Annotated in this window: 17 protein-coding genes; 6 read left to right on the top strand and 11 right to left on the bottom strand. The window is 61.3% G+C overall.

From position 1 onward, the window contains the following. Positions 1–22 precede the first annotated feature (22 nt). The 5 genes from ntrX to dusB all read right to left on the bottom strand — a co-directional run bounded on the left by ntrX (position 23) and on the right by dusB (position 7,319). Positions 23–1,393 carry a nitrogen assimilation response regulator NtrX gene (gene ntrX / locus I2H38_RS04280; RefSeq protein WP_196270536.1) on the bottom strand — a complete coding sequence of 457 codons (1,371 nt, stop codon included), beginning with the start codon at positions 1,391–1,393 and terminating at the stop codon, positions 23–25. After that, positions 1,390–3,639, bottom strand: a complete 2,250-nt coding sequence (locus tag I2H38_RS04275) for a sensor histidine kinase NtrY-like (RefSeq protein ID WP_196270535.1) — start codon at positions 3,637–3,639, stop codon at positions 1,390–1,392. Before I2H38_RS04275 ends, ntrX begins: the two co-directional genes overlap by 4 nt. Positions 3,640–3,735: 96 nt before the next feature. Beyond that, positions 3,736–5,190, bottom strand: a complete 1,455-nt coding sequence (ntrC, locus tag I2H38_RS04270) for a nitrogen regulation protein NR(I) (RefSeq protein WP_196270534.1) — start codon at positions 5,188–5,190, stop codon at positions 3,736–3,738. A 12-nt stretch (positions 5,191–5,202) separates the two neighbouring features. Continuing rightward, positions 5,203–6,303, bottom strand: coding sequence for a two-component system sensor histidine kinase NtrB (locus I2H38_RS04265; protein WP_196270533.1), 1,101 nt, complete (start codon positions 6,301–6,303; stop codon positions 5,203–5,205). Then, complete coding sequence (dusB, locus tag I2H38_RS04260; RefSeq protein ID WP_196270532.1) at positions 6,300–7,319, bottom strand: tRNA dihydrouridine synthase DusB; 1,020 nt, start codon at positions 7,317–7,319, stop codon at positions 6,300–6,302. The genes I2H38_RS04265 and dusB overlap by 4 nt, the downstream gene beginning before the upstream one ends. A gap of 170 nt (positions 7,320–7,489) precedes the next feature. Between dusB and I2H38_RS04255 the strand changes: the two genes are divergently transcribed. From I2H38_RS04255 to I2H38_RS04245, 3 genes are read left to right on the top strand one after another with little or no spacing between them, the layout of a single operon-like run. After that, positions 7,490–8,686, top strand: a complete 1,197-nt coding sequence (locus I2H38_RS04255; protein WP_196270531.1) for a bifunctional 2-C-methyl-D-erythritol 4-phosphate cytidylyltransferase/2-C-methyl-D-erythritol 2,4-cyclodiphosphate synthase — start codon at positions 7,490–7,492, stop codon at positions 8,684–8,686. Further along, entirely contained in the window at positions 8,683–9,177 is a 495-nt protein-coding gene (locus I2H38_RS04250; RefSeq protein ID WP_196270530.1) for a CinA family protein, read from the top strand. The genes I2H38_RS04255 and I2H38_RS04250 overlap by 4 nt, the downstream gene beginning before the upstream one ends. 10 nt (positions 9,178–9,187) lie before the next feature. Further along, positions 9,188–9,532 (top strand): hypothetical protein, encoded by a 345-nt coding sequence (locus I2H38_RS04245; protein WP_196270529.1) that lies wholly within the window; start codon positions 9,188–9,190, stop codon positions 9,530–9,532. A gap of 4 nt (positions 9,533–9,536) precedes the next feature. Here the strand turns inward: I2H38_RS04245 and I2H38_RS04240 are convergent, their stop codons facing one another. From I2H38_RS04240 to I2H38_RS04215, 6 genes are all read right to left on the bottom strand, one after another. After that, positions 9,537–10,007 carry a type II toxin-antitoxin system RatA family toxin gene (locus I2H38_RS04240; protein WP_196270528.1) on the bottom strand — a complete coding sequence of 157 codons (471 nt, stop codon included), beginning with the start codon at positions 10,005–10,007 and terminating at the stop codon, positions 9,537–9,539. Between the two features lie 2 nt (positions 10,008–10,009). Then, a complete protein-coding gene (locus I2H38_RS04235) occupies positions 10,010–10,534 on the bottom strand; it encodes a P-loop NTPase family protein (protein WP_196270527.1) in 525 nt (174 codons plus the stop codon). 17 nt (positions 10,535–10,551) lie between these two features. Further along, entirely contained in the window at positions 10,552–11,511 is a 960-nt protein-coding gene (lipA, locus tag I2H38_RS04230; RefSeq protein WP_196270526.1) for a lipoyl synthase, read from the bottom strand. Between the two features lie 467 nt (positions 11,512–11,978). Further along, positions 11,979–12,239: a hypothetical protein gene (locus tag I2H38_RS04225; protein WP_196270525.1), complete on the bottom strand. Its 261-nt coding sequence runs from the start codon at positions 12,237–12,239 to the stop codon at positions 11,979–11,981. 703 nt (positions 12,240–12,942) lie between these two features. Then, a complete protein-coding gene (locus I2H38_RS04220; RefSeq protein WP_196270524.1) occupies positions 12,943–13,308 on the bottom strand; it encodes a response regulator in 366 nt (121 codons plus the stop codon). Then, the gene (locus I2H38_RS04215; protein ID WP_196270523.1) at positions 13,301–14,353 is read right to left on the bottom strand and encodes an HWE histidine kinase domain-containing protein; all 1,053 of its coding nucleotides are present in this window, start codon (positions 14,351–14,353) and stop codon (positions 13,301–13,303) included. Before I2H38_RS04215 ends, I2H38_RS04220 begins: the two co-directional genes overlap by 8 nt. A gap of 399 nt (positions 14,354–14,752) precedes the next feature. Between I2H38_RS04215 and I2H38_RS04210 the strand changes: the two genes are divergently transcribed. The 3 genes from I2H38_RS04210 to I2H38_RS04200 all read left to right on the top strand — a co-directional run bounded on the left by I2H38_RS04210 (position 14,753) and on the right by I2H38_RS04200 (position 17,354). Further along, positions 14,753–15,178 (top strand): hypothetical protein, encoded by a 426-nt coding sequence (locus I2H38_RS04210; protein ID WP_196270522.1) that lies wholly within the window; start codon positions 14,753–14,755, stop codon positions 15,176–15,178. Between the two features lie 183 nt (positions 15,179–15,361). Beyond that, positions 15,362–16,363: a hypothetical protein gene (locus tag I2H38_RS04205; RefSeq protein ID WP_196270521.1), complete on the top strand. Its 1,002-nt coding sequence runs from the start codon at positions 15,362–15,364 to the stop codon at positions 16,361–16,363. Positions 16,364–16,469: 106 nt separating this feature from the next. Then, positions 16,470–17,354 carry an alpha/beta hydrolase gene (locus I2H38_RS04200; protein ID WP_196270520.1) on the top strand — a complete coding sequence of 295 codons (885 nt, stop codon included), beginning with the start codon at positions 16,470–16,472 and terminating at the stop codon, positions 17,352–17,354. Positions 17,355–17,371 lie beyond the last annotated feature (17 nt).

Here is a 17,371-nt window from a genome sequence, read left to right as displayed (position 1 = left end):
TTATTTTCTCGTGGACCGTGTCTTAGCTGCCAATACCCAAGGACTTCAACTTTCGATGGAGTGCCGACCGTTCCATGCCGATGAATTCCGCCGTACGGGAAATATTGCCGCTGAAACGGGCAATTTGAGCCAGGAGGTATTCCCGTTCGAAGATTTCCCGCGCCTCGCGCAAGGGCATGCTCATGAGCTTCTCACCACCGGAGCCGGCTGGAGTCGTCGGAACGAGCGCCCCGATCTCCGAGGGCAACATTTCAGCGGTCACAGCGGCATCCGGCTCACCCGAGGTGAGAATCATCAGCCTTTCGACGTTGTTGCGCAGCTGACGCACATTGCCTGGCCAATCATGCGACTGCAGCACCGCCATGGCGTCCTCGGCAATCTGACGCTTGGGCAGACCGGTGGATGACGAAATCTGGTCCATGAAAAAGTCGATGAGTTCCGGCACGTCCTCGCGCCGTTCGGCCAAGGATGGCACCCGAATCGGCACGACGCCGAGACGATGGAACAGATCCTCGCGGAATCGCCCGGCGGCGATTTCGGCAGGCAGGTCGCGGCTCGACGATGAGATGATCCGAACATCAACATGAACGCGGGTGGTGCCGCCGACCCGCTGGAAGTTCTGATCCACTAGAACGCGCAGGATGCGGTTCTGCGTCTCCCGGGGCATATCGGCGATTTCGTCGATGTAGAGTGTGCCGCCGTGGGCTTCCTCGAGGGCCCCGACTCGACGCCCTTTGGCCTCGTCCCCCTCCATGCCGAACAGCTCGGCCTCCATGTTGTCGGGCGTGATGGTCGCAGCCGAAAGCACGACGAAGGGCCCATTGGTCCGCGTCGAGAGGCCGTGAATGGTGCGAGCTGTCAGTTCCTTGCCTGATCCCGGCGCGCCGGTGATCATGATGCGGGCATTGGTCGGAGCGGCCCGTTCGACCGCTTGCCGGAGGTGATTGATCGCAATGGATTTGCCGGCAATGCGGCTCGCCTGCACCGAATGGGCGCGAAGGTCGCGCACCTCGCGCTTCAGACGCGACGCTTCGAGAGCGCGCTCGGCGACGAGGACGAGACGGTCCGCCTTGAATGGCTTTTCGATGAAATCGTACGCGCCGGCCTTGATCGCCGAGACCGCCGTCTCGACATTGCCGTGGCCCGAGATCATGACGACCGGAAGATCCGGATGCTGCGCCTTGATGATGTCCAGCACCTGAAGGCCATCGAGCCTGCTGCCCTGAAGCCAGATGTCGAGGAAAACCAGATGGGGCCGTCGCCCCTCGATGGATGCGAGGGCATCATCTGACGTGCCCGCCGTGCGCGTGCGGTGCCCTTCATCCTCCAGGATGCCGGCGACCAGCTCACGAATATCGACTTCGTCATCGACGACAAGAATATCAGCGCTCATAGGCTCGTCCTGCGAGAATCGGTTCGGCTGCCAGCGGCCAATGTCTCGCCCGCCTCCACCTGCTTGGTCTTGGGAATCCACATGCGGACCTGCCCTCCGCGGCCTGCCGGATTGTCGACAAGCTCCATGCCGCCACCATGCTCTTCCAAAATTTTGCTCACGATCGGCAGCCCCAATCCGGTGCCGCCCTCACGGGTTGTCATGTAAGGCTCCAAAAGCCGTTGCCGGCCTTCGACCGGGAATCCCTTGCCGTTGTCGGTCACGGCCAAAATCAGATAATCGGGATGCGTGTCATCCAGCAGAACCGAGATCCGGCCCTGGCCGCGCTCGTCGTCCGGCACGGCGGCGACGGCCTCGGTCGCGTTCTTCACGATGTTCGTGATCGCCTGTGACAGCAGTCGCCGATCGAACGGCGCCACGATGGGGCCGCCCGGCAATTGGTCCGAAAACTGGATCTCGGTATGTGCAATCCGCATCATGAAGATGACCTGACGGATCGTCTCGACGAGATCCTCGTCGCCGATGGCCGGTTTCGGCATGCGGGCGAAGGATGAGAACTCGTCCACCATGCGTTTGATGTCATCCACCTGGCGCACGATCGTATCCGTACACTGGTCGAAGACGTCGCGATCGGTGGTGATGACCTTACCGTATTTACGGCGGATGCGCTCGGCCGAGAGCTGGATCGGTGTCAGCGGATTCTTGATTTCATGTGCGATACGGCGCGCCACGTCAGCCCAGGCGGAGGTGCGCTGCGCGGCGACGAGATCGGTGATGTCGTCGAGGGTGATGACAAGGTCCCTCTCCTCGCTGCGGGCATGCTCGCTGGTGACGCGGACATTGATGGTCCGCTCTTTCCCCTTCCGCGTGATCTGAATCTGCTGCTGCATCAGACGCTGGCGGCCATTGCTCATCTCCGCAACGAGTGCGGTCACTTCGGGCAGAACGGTCGTGATCGAGTGGCCGAGAAGATGGTCAAGCGACGTCGCGAGAAGCGCTTCCGTCGAGGGGTTGGCGATCGTAATCAGGCCCCGCGCATCGATGCCGATGACGCCAGCCGAAACACCGGCGAGTACCACCTCCGTAAACCGACGGCGGCGATCGATGAGATCACTCGCGGCAGTCAGCCCGTCATGTTGATGGCGCAGCTCCGACGTCATCTTGTTGAAGGTCTCGCCCAGGTGCGCCAGGTCCCCCTCGCCCCGGCGGACGGGCACCTGCACATAAAAATTACCCGTCGCCACCTGGTCGGTCGCGTGGATCAGACGTCGAATCGGAGCGACCAGACGGTTCGCGAAATTTAGTCCGAACCAAATGGCCGACAGCAGGACGATCAGCGCGATCAGGGTGAACATGGACGCGAAGGCGACCTGAATGCCTGCCTTTTTCTGCTCTAGTGCTTCGTAAAAGGCGACGCCTGCCTCAGCGACCGGAGGGAATTCGACCGCGCGAGGGTCGACCTCGCGGGCAACATAAAGCACGCGCCCACCATGGGCCTCGAGCTTCAAGACAGACCGGAAGATGTTGCCGCTTCTCGGAAACAGACAGAGCGCTTCCTTGTCGCTTGCCTCGTCCAGATCCGCCGCCGTCGGTTGCTGAACGCCTTCGAGCGGCTTGGCCTCAAGCTTTTCGACGACCGTCCCGTCGGGCTCCAGAATCATCGCGAGCGGAAAGCCCAGGAAGATCGCGCGTGAATTCATGAAATCGTGAAAAACCTTGCGATCCGCGTCGTAGAGAACCTTGGCGCGATTGAGGTCGGCCGCCATGAGCTGCGTTTCACGGGCCAGCGTCCGGCACTGCAATTCCCGATAGGAACGGGCTATATCGACCGTGTTGGACATCAACTCCTTGATCGAGCCCGTGAACCAGGGGTCGAGGCCGCGCTCCAGCGTCACCGTTGCGACAACCGCCACCAAGGTGGCCGGCAGCACCGCGACAAGACTGAAGAGGCCGACGATCCGCACGTGAAGACCGGCTGCCGCCGCACCCGCGCGTCGCTCGCGCATCAGCCTTCTGGTCTGCCAGGCGACGATGCCAAGGAGCAGGACGATCAGAGTGCCATTGAAGAGGAAAACCCACAAAACGACGCTGTGAGTCGGCAGAATCGGCGTCGCCCCTGCAAGGACAAGAAATGTCGCCAGGGCCGAAGCGAGCGCGGTCAGGACGGCCAGGGGCCCGAGCCAGCCGAAGCTGCGCTGTGCCGTGTCGCCCTGATGACGCTGCGTTTGAATGTCTTGATTGAGCAAGACGGGGCCCCGCGAAAGTGGGCGCGTTGACTCAGCGCCCTGTTGGGTGATGCACCAACACAACACTGTGGTCAAATTATTACAGACGCGCTGCGATCAGCGGCTTGTCCGCACGACCATAAGCTCCAGATCGCGAACCTTCTTCCGAAGGGTGTTTCGGTTCACACCGAGAAGCTCGGCGGCCCGGATCTGATTACCGCGCGTCGCGGCCAACGCGGCGCCGATCAAGGGCCCCTCAATTTCCCGCAAGATCCGGTGATAGAGGCCGGGTGGCGGAAGAGTATCCCTGTAGCCGGAAAAGTACTCCGCGAGATGCCGTTCGACCGCATCGGACAGCCCTTCCGAGGGCGAGGCGTGGGCTGTTTTACCCGCCGGCTGGGGTAGCGCCATCGGCTGCGCATCGAGTTCCGCGTCGACGATCGCGCCCGTGATCGTATCCTGTGGATAGAGGGCCGCGAGACGGCGGATGAGATTTTCGAGTTCGCGGACGTTTCCGGGCCAGCGATAGCGCTTCAGCCGATCCATGGCCTCCACATCAAGCTGCTTTCGCGACAGGCCTTCCTTTTCGACGAGCACGAAGAAATGGCGCGCGAGATCTGGAATATCCTCGACTCTCTCGCGCAACGGCGGGAGGCGCAGCGGTACCACGTTAAGCCGGAAGAACAGATCCTCACGGAACAGACCCTGTTGGATCAAAACCCGCAGATCCTTGTTCGTCGCGGCGATGATGCGGACATTGGTCTTGATCGGCACGCGCCCGCCTACCGTCGTATATTCCCCTTGCTGGAGGACACGGAGAAGACGGGTTTGCGCTTCCATCGGCATGTCGCCGATTTCGTCGAGAAAGAGCGTCCCACCCTCCGCCTGCTCGAAGCGACCGGTGTTGCGTGCCGTCGCGCCGGTGAACGCACCCTTTTCGTGCCCGAACAGCTCGGACTCGATCAGCTCACGCGGGATCGCCGCCATGTTCACCGCGACGAACGGACCCTGCCGCCGTTTGCCGTAATCGTGCAGAGCCCGGGCGACCAGTTCCTTACCCGTGCCTGACTCGCCTGTGATCATCACCGTCAGATCGGTCGGCATCAATCGGGCGAGCGCCCGATAGATCTCCTGCATGGCGGCCGAGCGGCCAATCAGCGGAATATCCTCGTTGTCGCTGGACGGTGTCGGATTGGACGGGGAGCGCGGGCGCGAGAGAGCCCGCCCCACGACCGCCACGAGCTCCTTCAGGTCGAAAGGCTTCGGCAGATATTCGTATGCGCCGCGTTCGGACGCCTTGATCGCGGTCATGAACGTGTTCTGCGCACTCATGACGATGATGGGGAGATCCGGACGCAATTTCTTGATCCGTGGAAGCAGGTCGAAGGCGTTCTCATCGGGCATCATCACGTCGGTGATGACAAGATCACCCTCTCCTTGAGCAATCCAACGCCAAAGTGTTGCCGCGTTGCTGGTCGAGCGAACCTCGTAGCCAGCCCGCGACAGGGCCTGATTCAGGACTGTCCGGATGGCGGCGTCATCGTCGGCGAGAAGGATCTGTCCGCTCGGCATGGGATTTCAGCCTCACATGTCAGCCTCGCGGCCATCATTGGCGCGATGCATCGGCAAGAGAATTCGGAAGGTCGTGCGTCTGGGAACCGGCTCGCATTCAACGATGCCGCCGTGGTCGCCCACGATTTTTGCCACCAGAGCGAGGCCCAGACCGCTGCCCTGAACTTTCGTCGTCACGAACGGGTCGAAAAGATCGCTAAGCAACTCCGGCGGAATGCCCGGCCCGTTGTCACTGACGCTCAGCTCGATGGGGAGGCTCACCCGCTCCCGAGCGCCGGGAACTTGAAGGCGAATGCCGGTGCGAAATGCGGTGGACAAAACGATCTCGCCGTCCGGTGCGTCTATGCCGATGGCCTCCGCCGCGTTCTTCACCAGATTCAGAACGACCTGGATGAGCTGGTCCCTATTGCCGAGAACAGGCGGCAGCGACGGATCGTAGTTTTCGTCGAACCGGATATGCCGTGCGAAGCCCGACTGAGCCAGACGTTTCACGTGATCAAGCACGCCGTGGACGTTGATCGGTCCCCTCTCGACCGGCCTCTCCTCACCAAACAGCTCCATCCGCTCGACGAGCTTCACGATACGGTCGGTCTCGTCGCAGATCAGGCGAGTCAGCAGACGGTCATCCTCGTCCGCCGATTGTTCCAGAAGTTGCGCCGCGCCGCGAATGCCGGAGAGCGGGTTCTTGATTTCATGCGCCAGCATCGCACCGAGCGCCGTGATGGAACGTGCCGCTCCGCGATGGGTCAGTTGCCGGTCCATCTTATCGGCAATGGTGCGCTCCTGAAGCATGACGACGACACCATCGCTGTCGTCTCCGAGTGGGGTCGCGAACACATCCACGATGCGCTCTGAGCCGATGCGGGGGCTGCCGATGTCCACGCGGTGCTCGCTGACGCTGGAGCCGCGCTGACGCACATCCTCAACTAACGCGACAACAGGAGAGCCGAAAGGAATGAAATCGCTCAATTTTTGCCGCTGCATCACGCGCAGGCTCATATCGAAAAAGGCTTCCGCTGCCGCATTTGCGTGCATCACTCGCTGCTCCGCGCCGACTGTCAAAACCGGCAGCGGAAGGGCGTTCATGATAAGGTCGTTGATGCCGAGCGTCATGCCGCCTCCCTGCTCAGCTCCGCGTAGACAGCGCGCAACAGGGCGATGACGGTCGCAGGCACCTCCGATGTCACAAGGGCAGAACGAACGTTCGGTGAGACCTGAAAACCGGAAGCGATGGCGGCATCCGCATAGGCCGCGAGATGCTTGCGCGCGTGCCGTATGCCAACCTTCTCACCATAGAGGGACAGGAGCCCATCGTAGTGCTCGATGGCAATTGCCGCCATTTCTGCGGGCGCGGGATCGGGAATGAAGCGCCCCTGCAGAGCCGCTCCGATCTGACCGACGAGCCACGGCCTGCCAACGGCAGAGCGCCCGACCATGACGGCGGCCGCACCGGATGCGGCCAGGCAATTCTGCGCGTCTTCGAGGGTGCCGATATCGCCATTCGCGATGACTGGAATATCGACGGCCTCGACGACGGGCGCGATAGCGCGCCAATTGGCTTCGCCCTTGTAGAATTGCTGCCGCGTCCGGCCATGGACCGTCACGGCCTTGACCCCGAGACCCTCGGCCCGACGAGCGAGTTCGGGCGCATTGATCGTCGCTTGATCCCAACCGAGCCGCATCTTGACGGTCACGGGAACGCTCGCGGCATCAATCGTGGCTTCGATAAGCAGGCAGGCGTGGTCGAGATCACGCATCAGCGCGGAGCCGGCATAGCCTCCGATAACCCGCTTCGCCGGGCAGCCCATATTGATATCGATGATCCGTGCCCCGGCTTCCTCGGCCACATGAACGGCTCGAGCCATCCATTGCGGGTCGCAACCGGCGAGTTGCACCACGTGGGGCTCTATTCCCGTCCCCTCGACCCGCAGTTGCGCCTCGTCGGAGCCCTGGACCAGCTCGTCGGAGGCAACCATTTCCGAAACGACAAGACCGGCGCCTAACCGCTTGGCGATGCGCCGAAAAACGACATCCGTCACACCGGATAAAGGCGCAAGAACTGTACCGGTCCCGATTGGGATCGAGCCGATCGCAAACCCCTCAACGCCTATTTTCTGATCACTTCCCATTCTGCCCAACAAATAGCCAATTTGAGCCTGGGCGCAAGTCCCCGTCGGTACTCTTCCGCAATGCCTCAGTTATGCATCAATCGGTGGGAGCATCTTTCAGGCGACGCGCGATTTGCCTTCGCCGGCTGCGATGCTTAGGACAGCGTTACGCCAAAGAGAGCTTTTTCTTCATGTCAGTAGCCGCCCTCATCGTCGCCGCCGGACGCGGATCCAGAGTGGGAGAAGGTGTTCCTAAACAATATCGGCTCCTTGATGGACAAAGCGTCCTGACACGAACCCTCCGCGTCTTTCTTGCGCATCCCCACGTCGACCGCACAATCGTCGTGATCCATCCCGATGACTTACATCTCTACCGAGCCAGCATTGATGGCCTGTCGCCGGATCTGCTGCGAGCACTTTTGCCACACGCCCTGGGGGGCGAGATGCGGCAAGATTCTGTTCGCGAGGGCGTGGAGGCGCTAACCGATGCGACACCGGAGATCGTGCTCGTGCATGATGCCGCGAGGCCCTTCGTCGTTGCGTCGCTCATCGATCGAGCGATCACGGCCGGGCGCCGTTGGGGGGCGGCTGTTCCGGGCATTGTCGTCACGGATACGATCAAAGTCGTCGGCAAGCATGGCGACGTCGTGTCTACGCCAGAACGCGCGAATCTCCGGGCCATTCAGACGCCGCAGGCATTCCGATTCGGCGATCTGCTCGACGCGCATCGGAAAGCTGCCGCATCAGGTCTCCATTCCTTCACCGACGATGGGGCACTCGCGGAATGGGCGGAGCTACCGGTCCACGTGTTCGAAGGCCAACCCGACAACGTCAAGTTGACCGACCCAACCGATTTCAACGAGGCTGAGCGGCGTTTGAAAGGCCATCCCATGACCTATGTGACCCGTCTCGGCACCGGCTTCGATGTGCACGCATTTACCGAGGGCGACCATATCTGGCTCGGCGGAATCAAGGTTCCTCATGACCAGGGCGTCCTCGCCCATTCTGATGGCGATGTGATCCTGCATGCCATGACGGACGCCATTCTAGGTGCCTTGGCCGATGGAGATATCGGCACCCATTTCCCGCCGAGCGACCCGCAATGGCGGGGCGCTTCCTCGGATCGTTTCCTCGCCCATGCCGTTTACCTTGTGCGGAAGCGCGGTGGAGTGCTCGACCATCTCGACGCGACACTGCTTTGCGAGAAACCCCGCCTCGGTCCCCATCGCGAAGCCATGCGCGAGCGGATCGCTGAAATCACGGGTCTTCGCCTCGATCAAGTTTCGCTCAAGGCGACAACAACGGAGAAACTCGGATTCACCGGGCGAAGCGAAGGGATCGCGGCGCAGGCTGCCGCAACCATCCGCCTGCCGGAGATGAAAGTATGACGCCGATTTTAAGGGAACGCGCCGCAGCTCTCCTGAAGACCTACGAAAAACATGGCTTGAAGATCGCGACCGCGGAATCCTGCACCGGGGGGTTGGTGGCGGCGCTGCTCACGGAAATCGCCGGGTCATCCAAGGTCGTTGAGCGTGGCTTCGTGACCTATTCCAATGAGGCGAAGACGGAACTGGTCGGCGTTCCGTCAGCTCTCATTGCAACCCATGGAGCGGTGAGCGAGCCGGTCGCCCGCGCCATGGCGGAGGGCGCATTGGCGCATTCACGGGCCGATGTGGCGGTTGCCATTACCGGAATCGCCGGCCCGAGCGGTGGAACTGCAACAAAACCGGTCGGACTCGTGCATTTCGGGCTGGCCAGGAAGGGACATGAGACACAAGTCTTAGTGAGACGTTACGGCGATCTTGGGCGGGAACACGTCCGCCAAAGCGCGGTAGCGGATGCCTTGATTCTTCTTGAGGGGGCGTGCACTCACGATTGAGCGTATCGCTATGATGAGGCTTAGATTTCCGTCCTATGCCGAACTGGCGTTCCAGGCTCTGGCGCTGGCTGTCTTCATTGTTGTGTTGGACGACCTTCTCGTCGCCGTCGAAGCGACAACGTGCGGCGAGGCCGGTGCCGAGCATGGCTGCTATCCGTGGGGATCGGAAAGCGAGAGCTGGTTCTATCGATCAAAGGAACTCTACGTTCTGGCGTCCATCTTGCAGATGGGCTTCCTCACGGGGTCGATCATCGCCCCGTGTATCGCCTCGACCCCTTGGCGCGGACTGGCGGCATTTTTCGGAATTTCAGGGGGCGGGACGCTCGCCCTCTACGCGGTCGACATTTTTCTATGAAGGCTCAGCCGATCGGCTCCGATGATTGGCGCGAATAGACGATGTCCGCCCGGGTCTCAAACGCTTCCGCGAACTTGTGGAAGGCCTTGTCGAACACGGTGCCCATGAGCAGCCCGAGTGCAAAGCTCTTGAACTCATAGTTGATGTAGAAATCCACGTCCGAGCCCGTCGGTGTCTCGCGAAAAGTCCAGCGATTTTCGAGATACTTGAACGGCCCGTCCACGTACTCGACCTGAATCCGCAAGCGCGGATTATCGAGCGTCACCCGGGTCGTGAAGCTTTCGCTGATCGCCTTGTAGCCGACCGTCATCGCCGCGACGATGGTCTCGATCCCCTCCCCGCTTTGCGACCGGCGCACCACGCGCAAGGCCTCGCACAGCGGCAGAAATTCGGGATAGCGCTCCACATCCGCCACAAGCGCGAACATTTGGGCTGGCGTGTGCTTCACCGGGCGCGTGGAGCGGAATGACGGCATGATCAGGCGGCCCTGACGTGAGAGGACAATTCGGCTTCGAAGGCCGGGATGAGCGCGCGTGAACGCAACACATGGAGGCGCTGGTCAGGTCGCAGATTCTGAAGCATGCGGGCCGTCTTCGGGCGCATCCGGTTCGGATACGCCCAAATCCAGCGCATGAACGACCAGTCGAAGCGCTCCGTGCAGTCAGGGCCGAGATCGGCCCGGACGCGGCCGTAGTTTCGGGTCACCCGCCACGTCACGCTCGCCAGGCACCGCCAGCGCGGAAGATCGAGCCAGACGATCTCGGTTGCCCGGGGCACGCGCAGATCGAAGGTGCTGGCGTAGTTGCCGTCCATGACCCATTCCGGCCGCGCGACGAGCGCCTCGACCCGCTCCCGCCATTCCGGGCGTGGCGGCATCGTCCAGCCGGGCCCGAAATATTCCCGGTCGAGATGGATCAGAGGCAGGTCAAGCCGCTCGGCGAGGCGGCGCGCCAAGGTGCTCTTGCCCGCTCCCGGGCTGCCGATGACCAGAATGCGCCGCATGGCCCATCCACTCAGGCTTAGCCGACCTTCGCGAGACGGGCGGCCTTCAACTTGGCGAAGTCGTCACCCGCATGGTGCGAGGATCGGGTCAGCGGTGTCGAGGAGACCAAAAGGAAGCCCTTGGCATAGGCCGTCGTCTCAAACGCCTTGAACTCGTCCGGCGTCACGAAGCGGATCACCGGGTGATGCTTCTTGGTCGGCTGGAGGTACTGGCCGATGGTCATGAAATCCACATCCGCCGAGCGCAGATCGTCCATGAGCTGGAGCACCTCGTTCCGCTCCTCGCCGAGGCCGACCATGATGCCGGACTTGGTGAAGATGGTCGGGTCGAGCTCCTTCACCTGCTGCAGCAGGCGGATGGAGTGGAAATAGCGCGCGCCGGGGCGGACCTTGAGGTACTTCGAGGGCACGGTTTCGAGGTTGTGATTGAACACGTCGGGCTTCGCCGCGACGACGATTTCGAGCGCGCCAGGCTTGCGCAGGAAGTCGGGGGTCAGGATCTCGATGGTGGTCTTAGGGCTCCGGGCGCGGATAGCGTGGATCACGTCCGCGAAATGCTGCGCGCCGCCGTCGGCCAGATCGTCGCGGTCGACCGAGGTGATGACCACATGCTCCAGGCCGAGCTTCTCGACCGCCTTCGCCACGCTCTCGGGCTCATGCGGGTCGAGCGCCTGCGGCAGGCCGGTCTTCACGTTGCAGAAGGCACAGGCGCGGGTGCAGGTGTCACCCATGATCATGAACGTGGCGTGCTTCTTTTCCCAGCACTCGCCGATATTCGGGCAGCCGGCCTCTTCGCAGACCGTCACAAGCTTGTTCTCGCGCACGATCCGGTTCGTTTCGGCCCATTTGGGCGAACCGGGCGCTTTCACGCGAATCCAATCGGGCTTGCGCTGCTGCACAGGCTGATCGGGGCGGTGCGCCTTTTCCGGGTGGCGAGGACGGTTGTCCTTGTTCAGAAGGTCGAGAACGACGGCCATGAAGCTTAACCTTTGGGGCGAAGGGAGCCGCCCCGTCATATCGGGAGTGATTTAAGACTTTCAGTGTGTCTGCGCAAATGCTCAGATGCATGGCTCATGTGTCATGTGCAGCCCTGCCATTCCGCCCCCGTGGCTCGCGGATCAGCAGCAAGAGCGCCCCTTCCTCGACCGAAGCTCCCTATACTTCCCGAGAGCCGCTTAATCCTGCGCAAGTCGGGAACACCCGACTTGCTTGATCCTGCGCAAGTCGGGAACACCCGACTTGCTTGATCCTGCGCAAGTCGGGAACACCCGACTTGCGGTGCAGACGAGGTGGAGGTGAGTGAACGCTCTGTTCCGATAAGATGACGCTGTCCACCCTGCCCCTCCCGAGGGAAACGCGCGCGCTGGCTTGTGAGTGCATGCGTGTTGGAGGCGCGGCTCCCTTACCGCCTCCTCTCTTGGCCGGAAATGACAAAGCGCCGCCCTCATCGGCGAAGGATCGCCCGCAGGCCCTCGCGTTGTTCGGTCCAGTAATCCCGGTATTCCTGCATCCGCTCCCGCAGCGCATCGGCGAAGAACTGCCGGTGCTCGAAATAGCAGGGCGGCCCGAATCCGCCCTGGCAGCTTCCGTCCCGACGGCAGGCCCGTTTCCGACATGTGGCCGGAGCCTTCAGGACATCCGCGAGACGCCTCAAGGCATCGTCGCAATCGGGAAACTTGGAAAGTATGTGTTGGCTTCGGTTCATGAGCGACCTCACGGCAATGAATTTTTTTGGGGGAATGAGTTTCGAGAATGGACGGATTTTGAAAAGGCAAGCGCCCGCGGGCTCGGGGCGGAAAAAGCCCCAAGCCTGAGAAGCGATCGAGGGTGGCGCGACGTGCGGTCCGGCTCGATGATGGCAATGATGTGTGAGAGCCGGCTGGCACCTCGCGCACGGCTCTTTTAGGCGGACAGGCGGCGTTGGCTCCAACAGCTGCCCGTGGCGGACACCGTCTGCGAGAGACGGGCGGCCCCGGACCAACCTGAGCCCTCGGCACAGCCTGGGCCTCCCGCCGAATGGGGTTGCGTCACCCCATCCGCGAGACCGTGCCCGACCCCACAATCACGACGCCTCGCGAGCGCGCCCCTCGGTGGGCCGGGACAGGGAGGAAGATGGCTGATATTGGGAATAATGTCAAGAACAAAATAGGAACATTTCGCCGTCATTCCAGGACTACCCGCAGGGCTGCGCGGAACCTGGAGCCGCTGAACTCCAAGAAAGAGGCGTAGCGGCAGCCGTCGCTTCTCATCCGGATGTGTCGGCGTTTATGGGTTTAGGCTTCCGTTACGCGGCCACGGAATGATGGACGAAGGTTGCGATTGGCGGACCTAAGAGGATTGGCTCTACTCCGCTCGTGCCCCCAAAACTGTCCTTGATGGGAAGACGTCATTGCCCCGATACACGGCCATCAACTATGTAGAAGGCTTGTCAGTATATCGGCCAGTTCTTCATACTTGAACGGTTTTCGAAGGACGGCGCGGTCGCGGAATTCGTCCCTCACGTCGTGACCATTATTGCCGGTGGAGAAGACGAATGGCACACCGCGGGCGGCGAGCGCATCGGCCACGCTATCGCTGTTCACGCCGCTCAGGTTCATATCCAGCATGGCAGCGTCGAACGCTTGCTCCTCAATCAGGGTGAGGGCCTTGTCGACTGTGGCGGCAACAGTCACGGACTCGCATCCGAGGTCGGCCAGCATATCTTCAATCATCATCAGGATGAGCATTTCGTCCTCGACAACGAGGACGCGACAACCAGAAAGCAGTTCATCCATCGGGATTTTCTGGTGCGGGAATGTTCATCGTGCAGACCACGCCCTCCGGTGGGTAGTCGAGACGCACCGTACCTTGCAGTTCGTGGGCCAGGCCGTTCTCGATCACCCGCGAGCCGAAGCCTTTGCGGACCGGCGGCGTGACAGGCGGACCGCCCCTCTCTCGCCAGTACAGGATCAACCGACGACCCTCCGGGGTCGGCTCGATCGTCCACTCGATCAGGATTGATCCCGTCCGATCGGCGAAAGCACCGTATTTCACGGCATTGGTCGCAAGTTCGTTGAACGCAATGCCAAGGGCCAAGGCCGCGTTTGGCGGGAAGCGGATGTTCTCGCCCGTGATCACGATGCGCTCCGCCCGGCCGTCCGCAACCACGAACGGCTCCAAGGCGTCGTTGATCAAATCACGTAGATCTGCACTGCGCCAACTTTCACGGGTCAACAGGTCGTGCGACCGGGAGAGCGCCAACAGCCGGGACTCGATGATTGGCCCAATGACCTTAGGATCGGAACCCGCTCGCAAAGCCTGCCAGACAATCGATTGCACCGTCGCAAGGGTGTTCTTCACGCGATGGTTCAACTCGTCGATGAGCATCCTGGATTGAGATTGCTCCTCTTTAAGCGCGGTGAGATCGATGAAAGAGGCAAAATACTGAACAATGTCGCCGCGCTCATCCCGAACCGGGCTGATGAAGAGGGCGGCCCAAAACTCACTGCCATCCTTGCGGCGATAATGAATTTCCGCACCAGCCTTTGAATTGCCTCTAAACTCGGTTTCAATTTTCGCCAGCGCCTCCGCATCCGCGCCATGCGCCATCAGGAAATTGAAGTTTTGGCCCAGCACCTCTTCCTTGGCGTACCCCGTGAGCGAGAGAAAGGCGTCATTGGCAAAAATGATCGGATTGTCAGGAGCTCTTGCATCGGTAAACACCATGGCCATGCGTGTTGTGCTAGCGGTAACGACGAACGGGCCAAGCTCGCCTCGAAAGCGCTCGACTTCGGCTTCCGCGCCTTTCTGCTCTTCGGACTTGTTTCTCATGTCTGGCATACGAGAACTCGATCCAATGTTTGGGGCGGCCCATGCCGCGCGATGACATTGCGGCCCACACCTCTCACGCAGCGGAAGTCAAACCTTCGCATGAGTGCGACTTTGAAACAAATCACTTCGCCGAAGGAGAGAAAGGTCCTGGCGTTGTCCTCCCGTGACCTGCCACATCTCGATGCTGGCCAATCGCCGTCACGGTCGTCGCGAGGCCACGATAGCCGCCTTTGAAGACCACACATTCCGTTACTGAGAGTGGCATTTGAAACTGTGAAACAAAGCATTCGCGCCGAATCAGACGCGCGAAGAGCGCAATGGCGGTTGCACACAAGTAAACCTCATGAGCATTGAAAATAATTCTTTCGCGAAAGTTTATTTTGCTATTGTCCTGCAAACGACTCCTTTATGGAATCACTGCGGACTCAAGACGTCGAGGGAAGCCAATTGTCCGAAGAGGAAGTCGAAGTCGTAGCAGAGTTGCTCGCCAGAATCGGCGGCAACTGGTATCCGGAACGGACGCGACCGGCATTGAGAGCGGTCGGCGACCGCCACCGTGAAGTGGCCCGGCTCATCATCAGCACCGTCAAGCGCTCCAAAGCAGCAAGCCAAAGCGACCCGGGGGTCGGTGTTTCGCCTGAAGGCAAAGCGTTCAATTTTGCCGGCGGCGATCAACTCCACGTCGGAGCGACCGTGATCTATCGCCCTCCCGGTGAAAAGAGAGCGCTCACCTGCCGCATCGAGCGAATGGAACGCGGACGCGCCTATCTCGTCCCGGCCCATCGCGAGATCGGTTGGGTGTCTCCCGAAACACTCCTGCTATCGAAGCAGTGAAATCCCTTTCGAGCAGCGCTGCACCGACTGGGCTTCTCCTCGAAAGGAACGAATTCTTTCTCTTCCTCAACGTCAACAAGCGCACAATGTTTTGCTAAACGATGGGGCAAGCGACTCTCTAAAGAAGTCGTAAAAACACGGTCTAGTGAGGAAACCAAATTGTCCGATGTAGAAGTCGAGCTTGTGGCAGAGCTGCTCGCCAAAATCGGCGGCACCTGGCATCCGGAACGGACGCGACCAACGCAGGGAAGCGTCGGCAATCGCCATCGCGAAGTCGCTCGGCTCATCCTTGCCTCCGTCGAGCGCTCTCAAGCGGCTAGCGAGATGAGTGCGGGCGCCGGCTCGGCAACGAACGGCCCCGTTGACGGCCAAGCACTCAAGGATGCCGAGGGGAACCAGCTCCACGTCGGAGCGACTGTTACGTACCGCCCTCCTGGCGACAAGAGAACACTCACCTGCCGCGTCGAGCGGATGGAACAAGGTCGCGCCTACATCGTGCCGGACGATCGGGAGATCGGTTGGGTGTCCACGCATACGCTCGTGCCCCTGAAAAAGCCTCGGGACAAAGCAACACAGCCGCGCCCGGTTCCTTCCGGCCTGCCGAATGAGAGCTTGGATGCGCCGCCGTCCGCTCCTGCCGATGCAACCGCGCTGCCCGCTCCCGATCCGCAATTGCCCATTCCGCAATTAAAAGTCGGAGACGCACCCGCAAGAGTGGTGCATTATTTCAATTCGGTCGGCGACTGGATCGCCTACAGTCGTTATCAAGGCGATCGTTACCTGTTCGATAAAAGAGGCAACTGGATCGGCTCGTTCCCGTGGGACGACACGGAGATCGTTGATCCCAGCGGTCAGTATCTCGGCGTCGTGATGGACGGAAACCGCATTTACGAAAAGATCAAACGTGATCCGAAAAAAAAGCGTGAAGCGGGGTTCGTGGTGCATCCCGGCAGCGGCGGATATGCGGGTTATCCAGGATTTGCGGCGCACACCCTGCCGCCATTCGGATTCAGGGATATTGACCTGACGAAAATCTCCACGGTCAAGCGCTTCTGGCTGAAAAGCGATGGCGGCGCCGACACGCCCAACAAACCGAGCATCTTCACCGTTTGGATGTCAAAGATAGGGCTTGGCGGTGTGGCAGGCCGGATCGAGGGCATGATCGGGCTCAACAAAAGGCCATAGAACGCGACTGGCGACCCATGATGGCTCCCACAGCGAGACACCTTTTTGCCCCTCTCGCGCGTTGTCCCGACACTGCTTTCGGTGCTTCCATGGTGAGGGCGAGACGGTGGGCCAAAGCGAGATCGATGCCGTTCGCGCGTTGCTGGGGTCCAAGCCTCGGCCCGTCGGTTGGGTTGAGCGGAGGCGGCGCATCGATGAAGTGGGCTCGCTCTGGCCTGTCGCCAATGACATCAAGCTTGAGCAGGTAGAGCGGGGCGGCGTATCCGCGGAATGGTCGATCGCACCGGGCAGCGATGCGTCGCGCGTGCTGTTGTTCTTTCACGGCGGCGGTTATTGCTCGGGCTCCATCCTCAGCCACCGCCGCCTGGTGACCGAGGCCGGCCGGGCGGCGGGCGTGCGAACCCTGGCCGTCGCCTATCGGCTCGCGCCGGAGAACCCCTTCCCTGCCGCCCTTGAGGATGCCATGCTCGCGTGGCGCTTTCTGCTCGAACAAGGCCTTGCGGCCAAGAACATCGCGGTCGGCGGGGACAGCGCGGGCGGTGGGCTCACGGTGGCGCTCATCAATGCTTTGCGCGATGCACAGGCGACTTTGCCGGCCTGCGGCTGGCTGGTGTCTCCCTGGACGGATCTGACCTTGTCAGGCACGACACTTGCCACCAAGGACACGATCGATCCGCTCATTCACAAAGACTATCTTCGCGAGCTTGCCAATGCCTATCTCTCGTCGGGGATCAACCGTGCGGATCCGCGCGTGTCGCCTCTCTATGCCGATCTGAGGGGCCTGCCGCCGCTCCTGATCCAAGTAGGCTCGGATGAGGCGCTGCTTGCGGATGCGACGCGTTTCGCGGCTGCGGCGGGCGAGGCGGATGTGGCGGTTACGCTCGAGATCTGGCCCCATATGATCCACGCTTGGCCCATGTGGAACGCACATTTGGAGCCCGGACGTCAGGCGCTGGCTGGCGCCGGAGCGTTCATGCGCCGGCATCTTTGATCTTGCGAAACAGGCGT

Source organism: Microvirga alba (genome assembly GCF_015694465.1).
Lineage (GTDB): Bacteria > Pseudomonadota > Alphaproteobacteria > Rhizobiales > Beijerinckiaceae > Microvirga > Microvirga alba.
The sequence above is the reverse complement of the archived record's forward strand: the minus strand, read 5'-3'. Positions and strand labels throughout refer to the sequence as shown.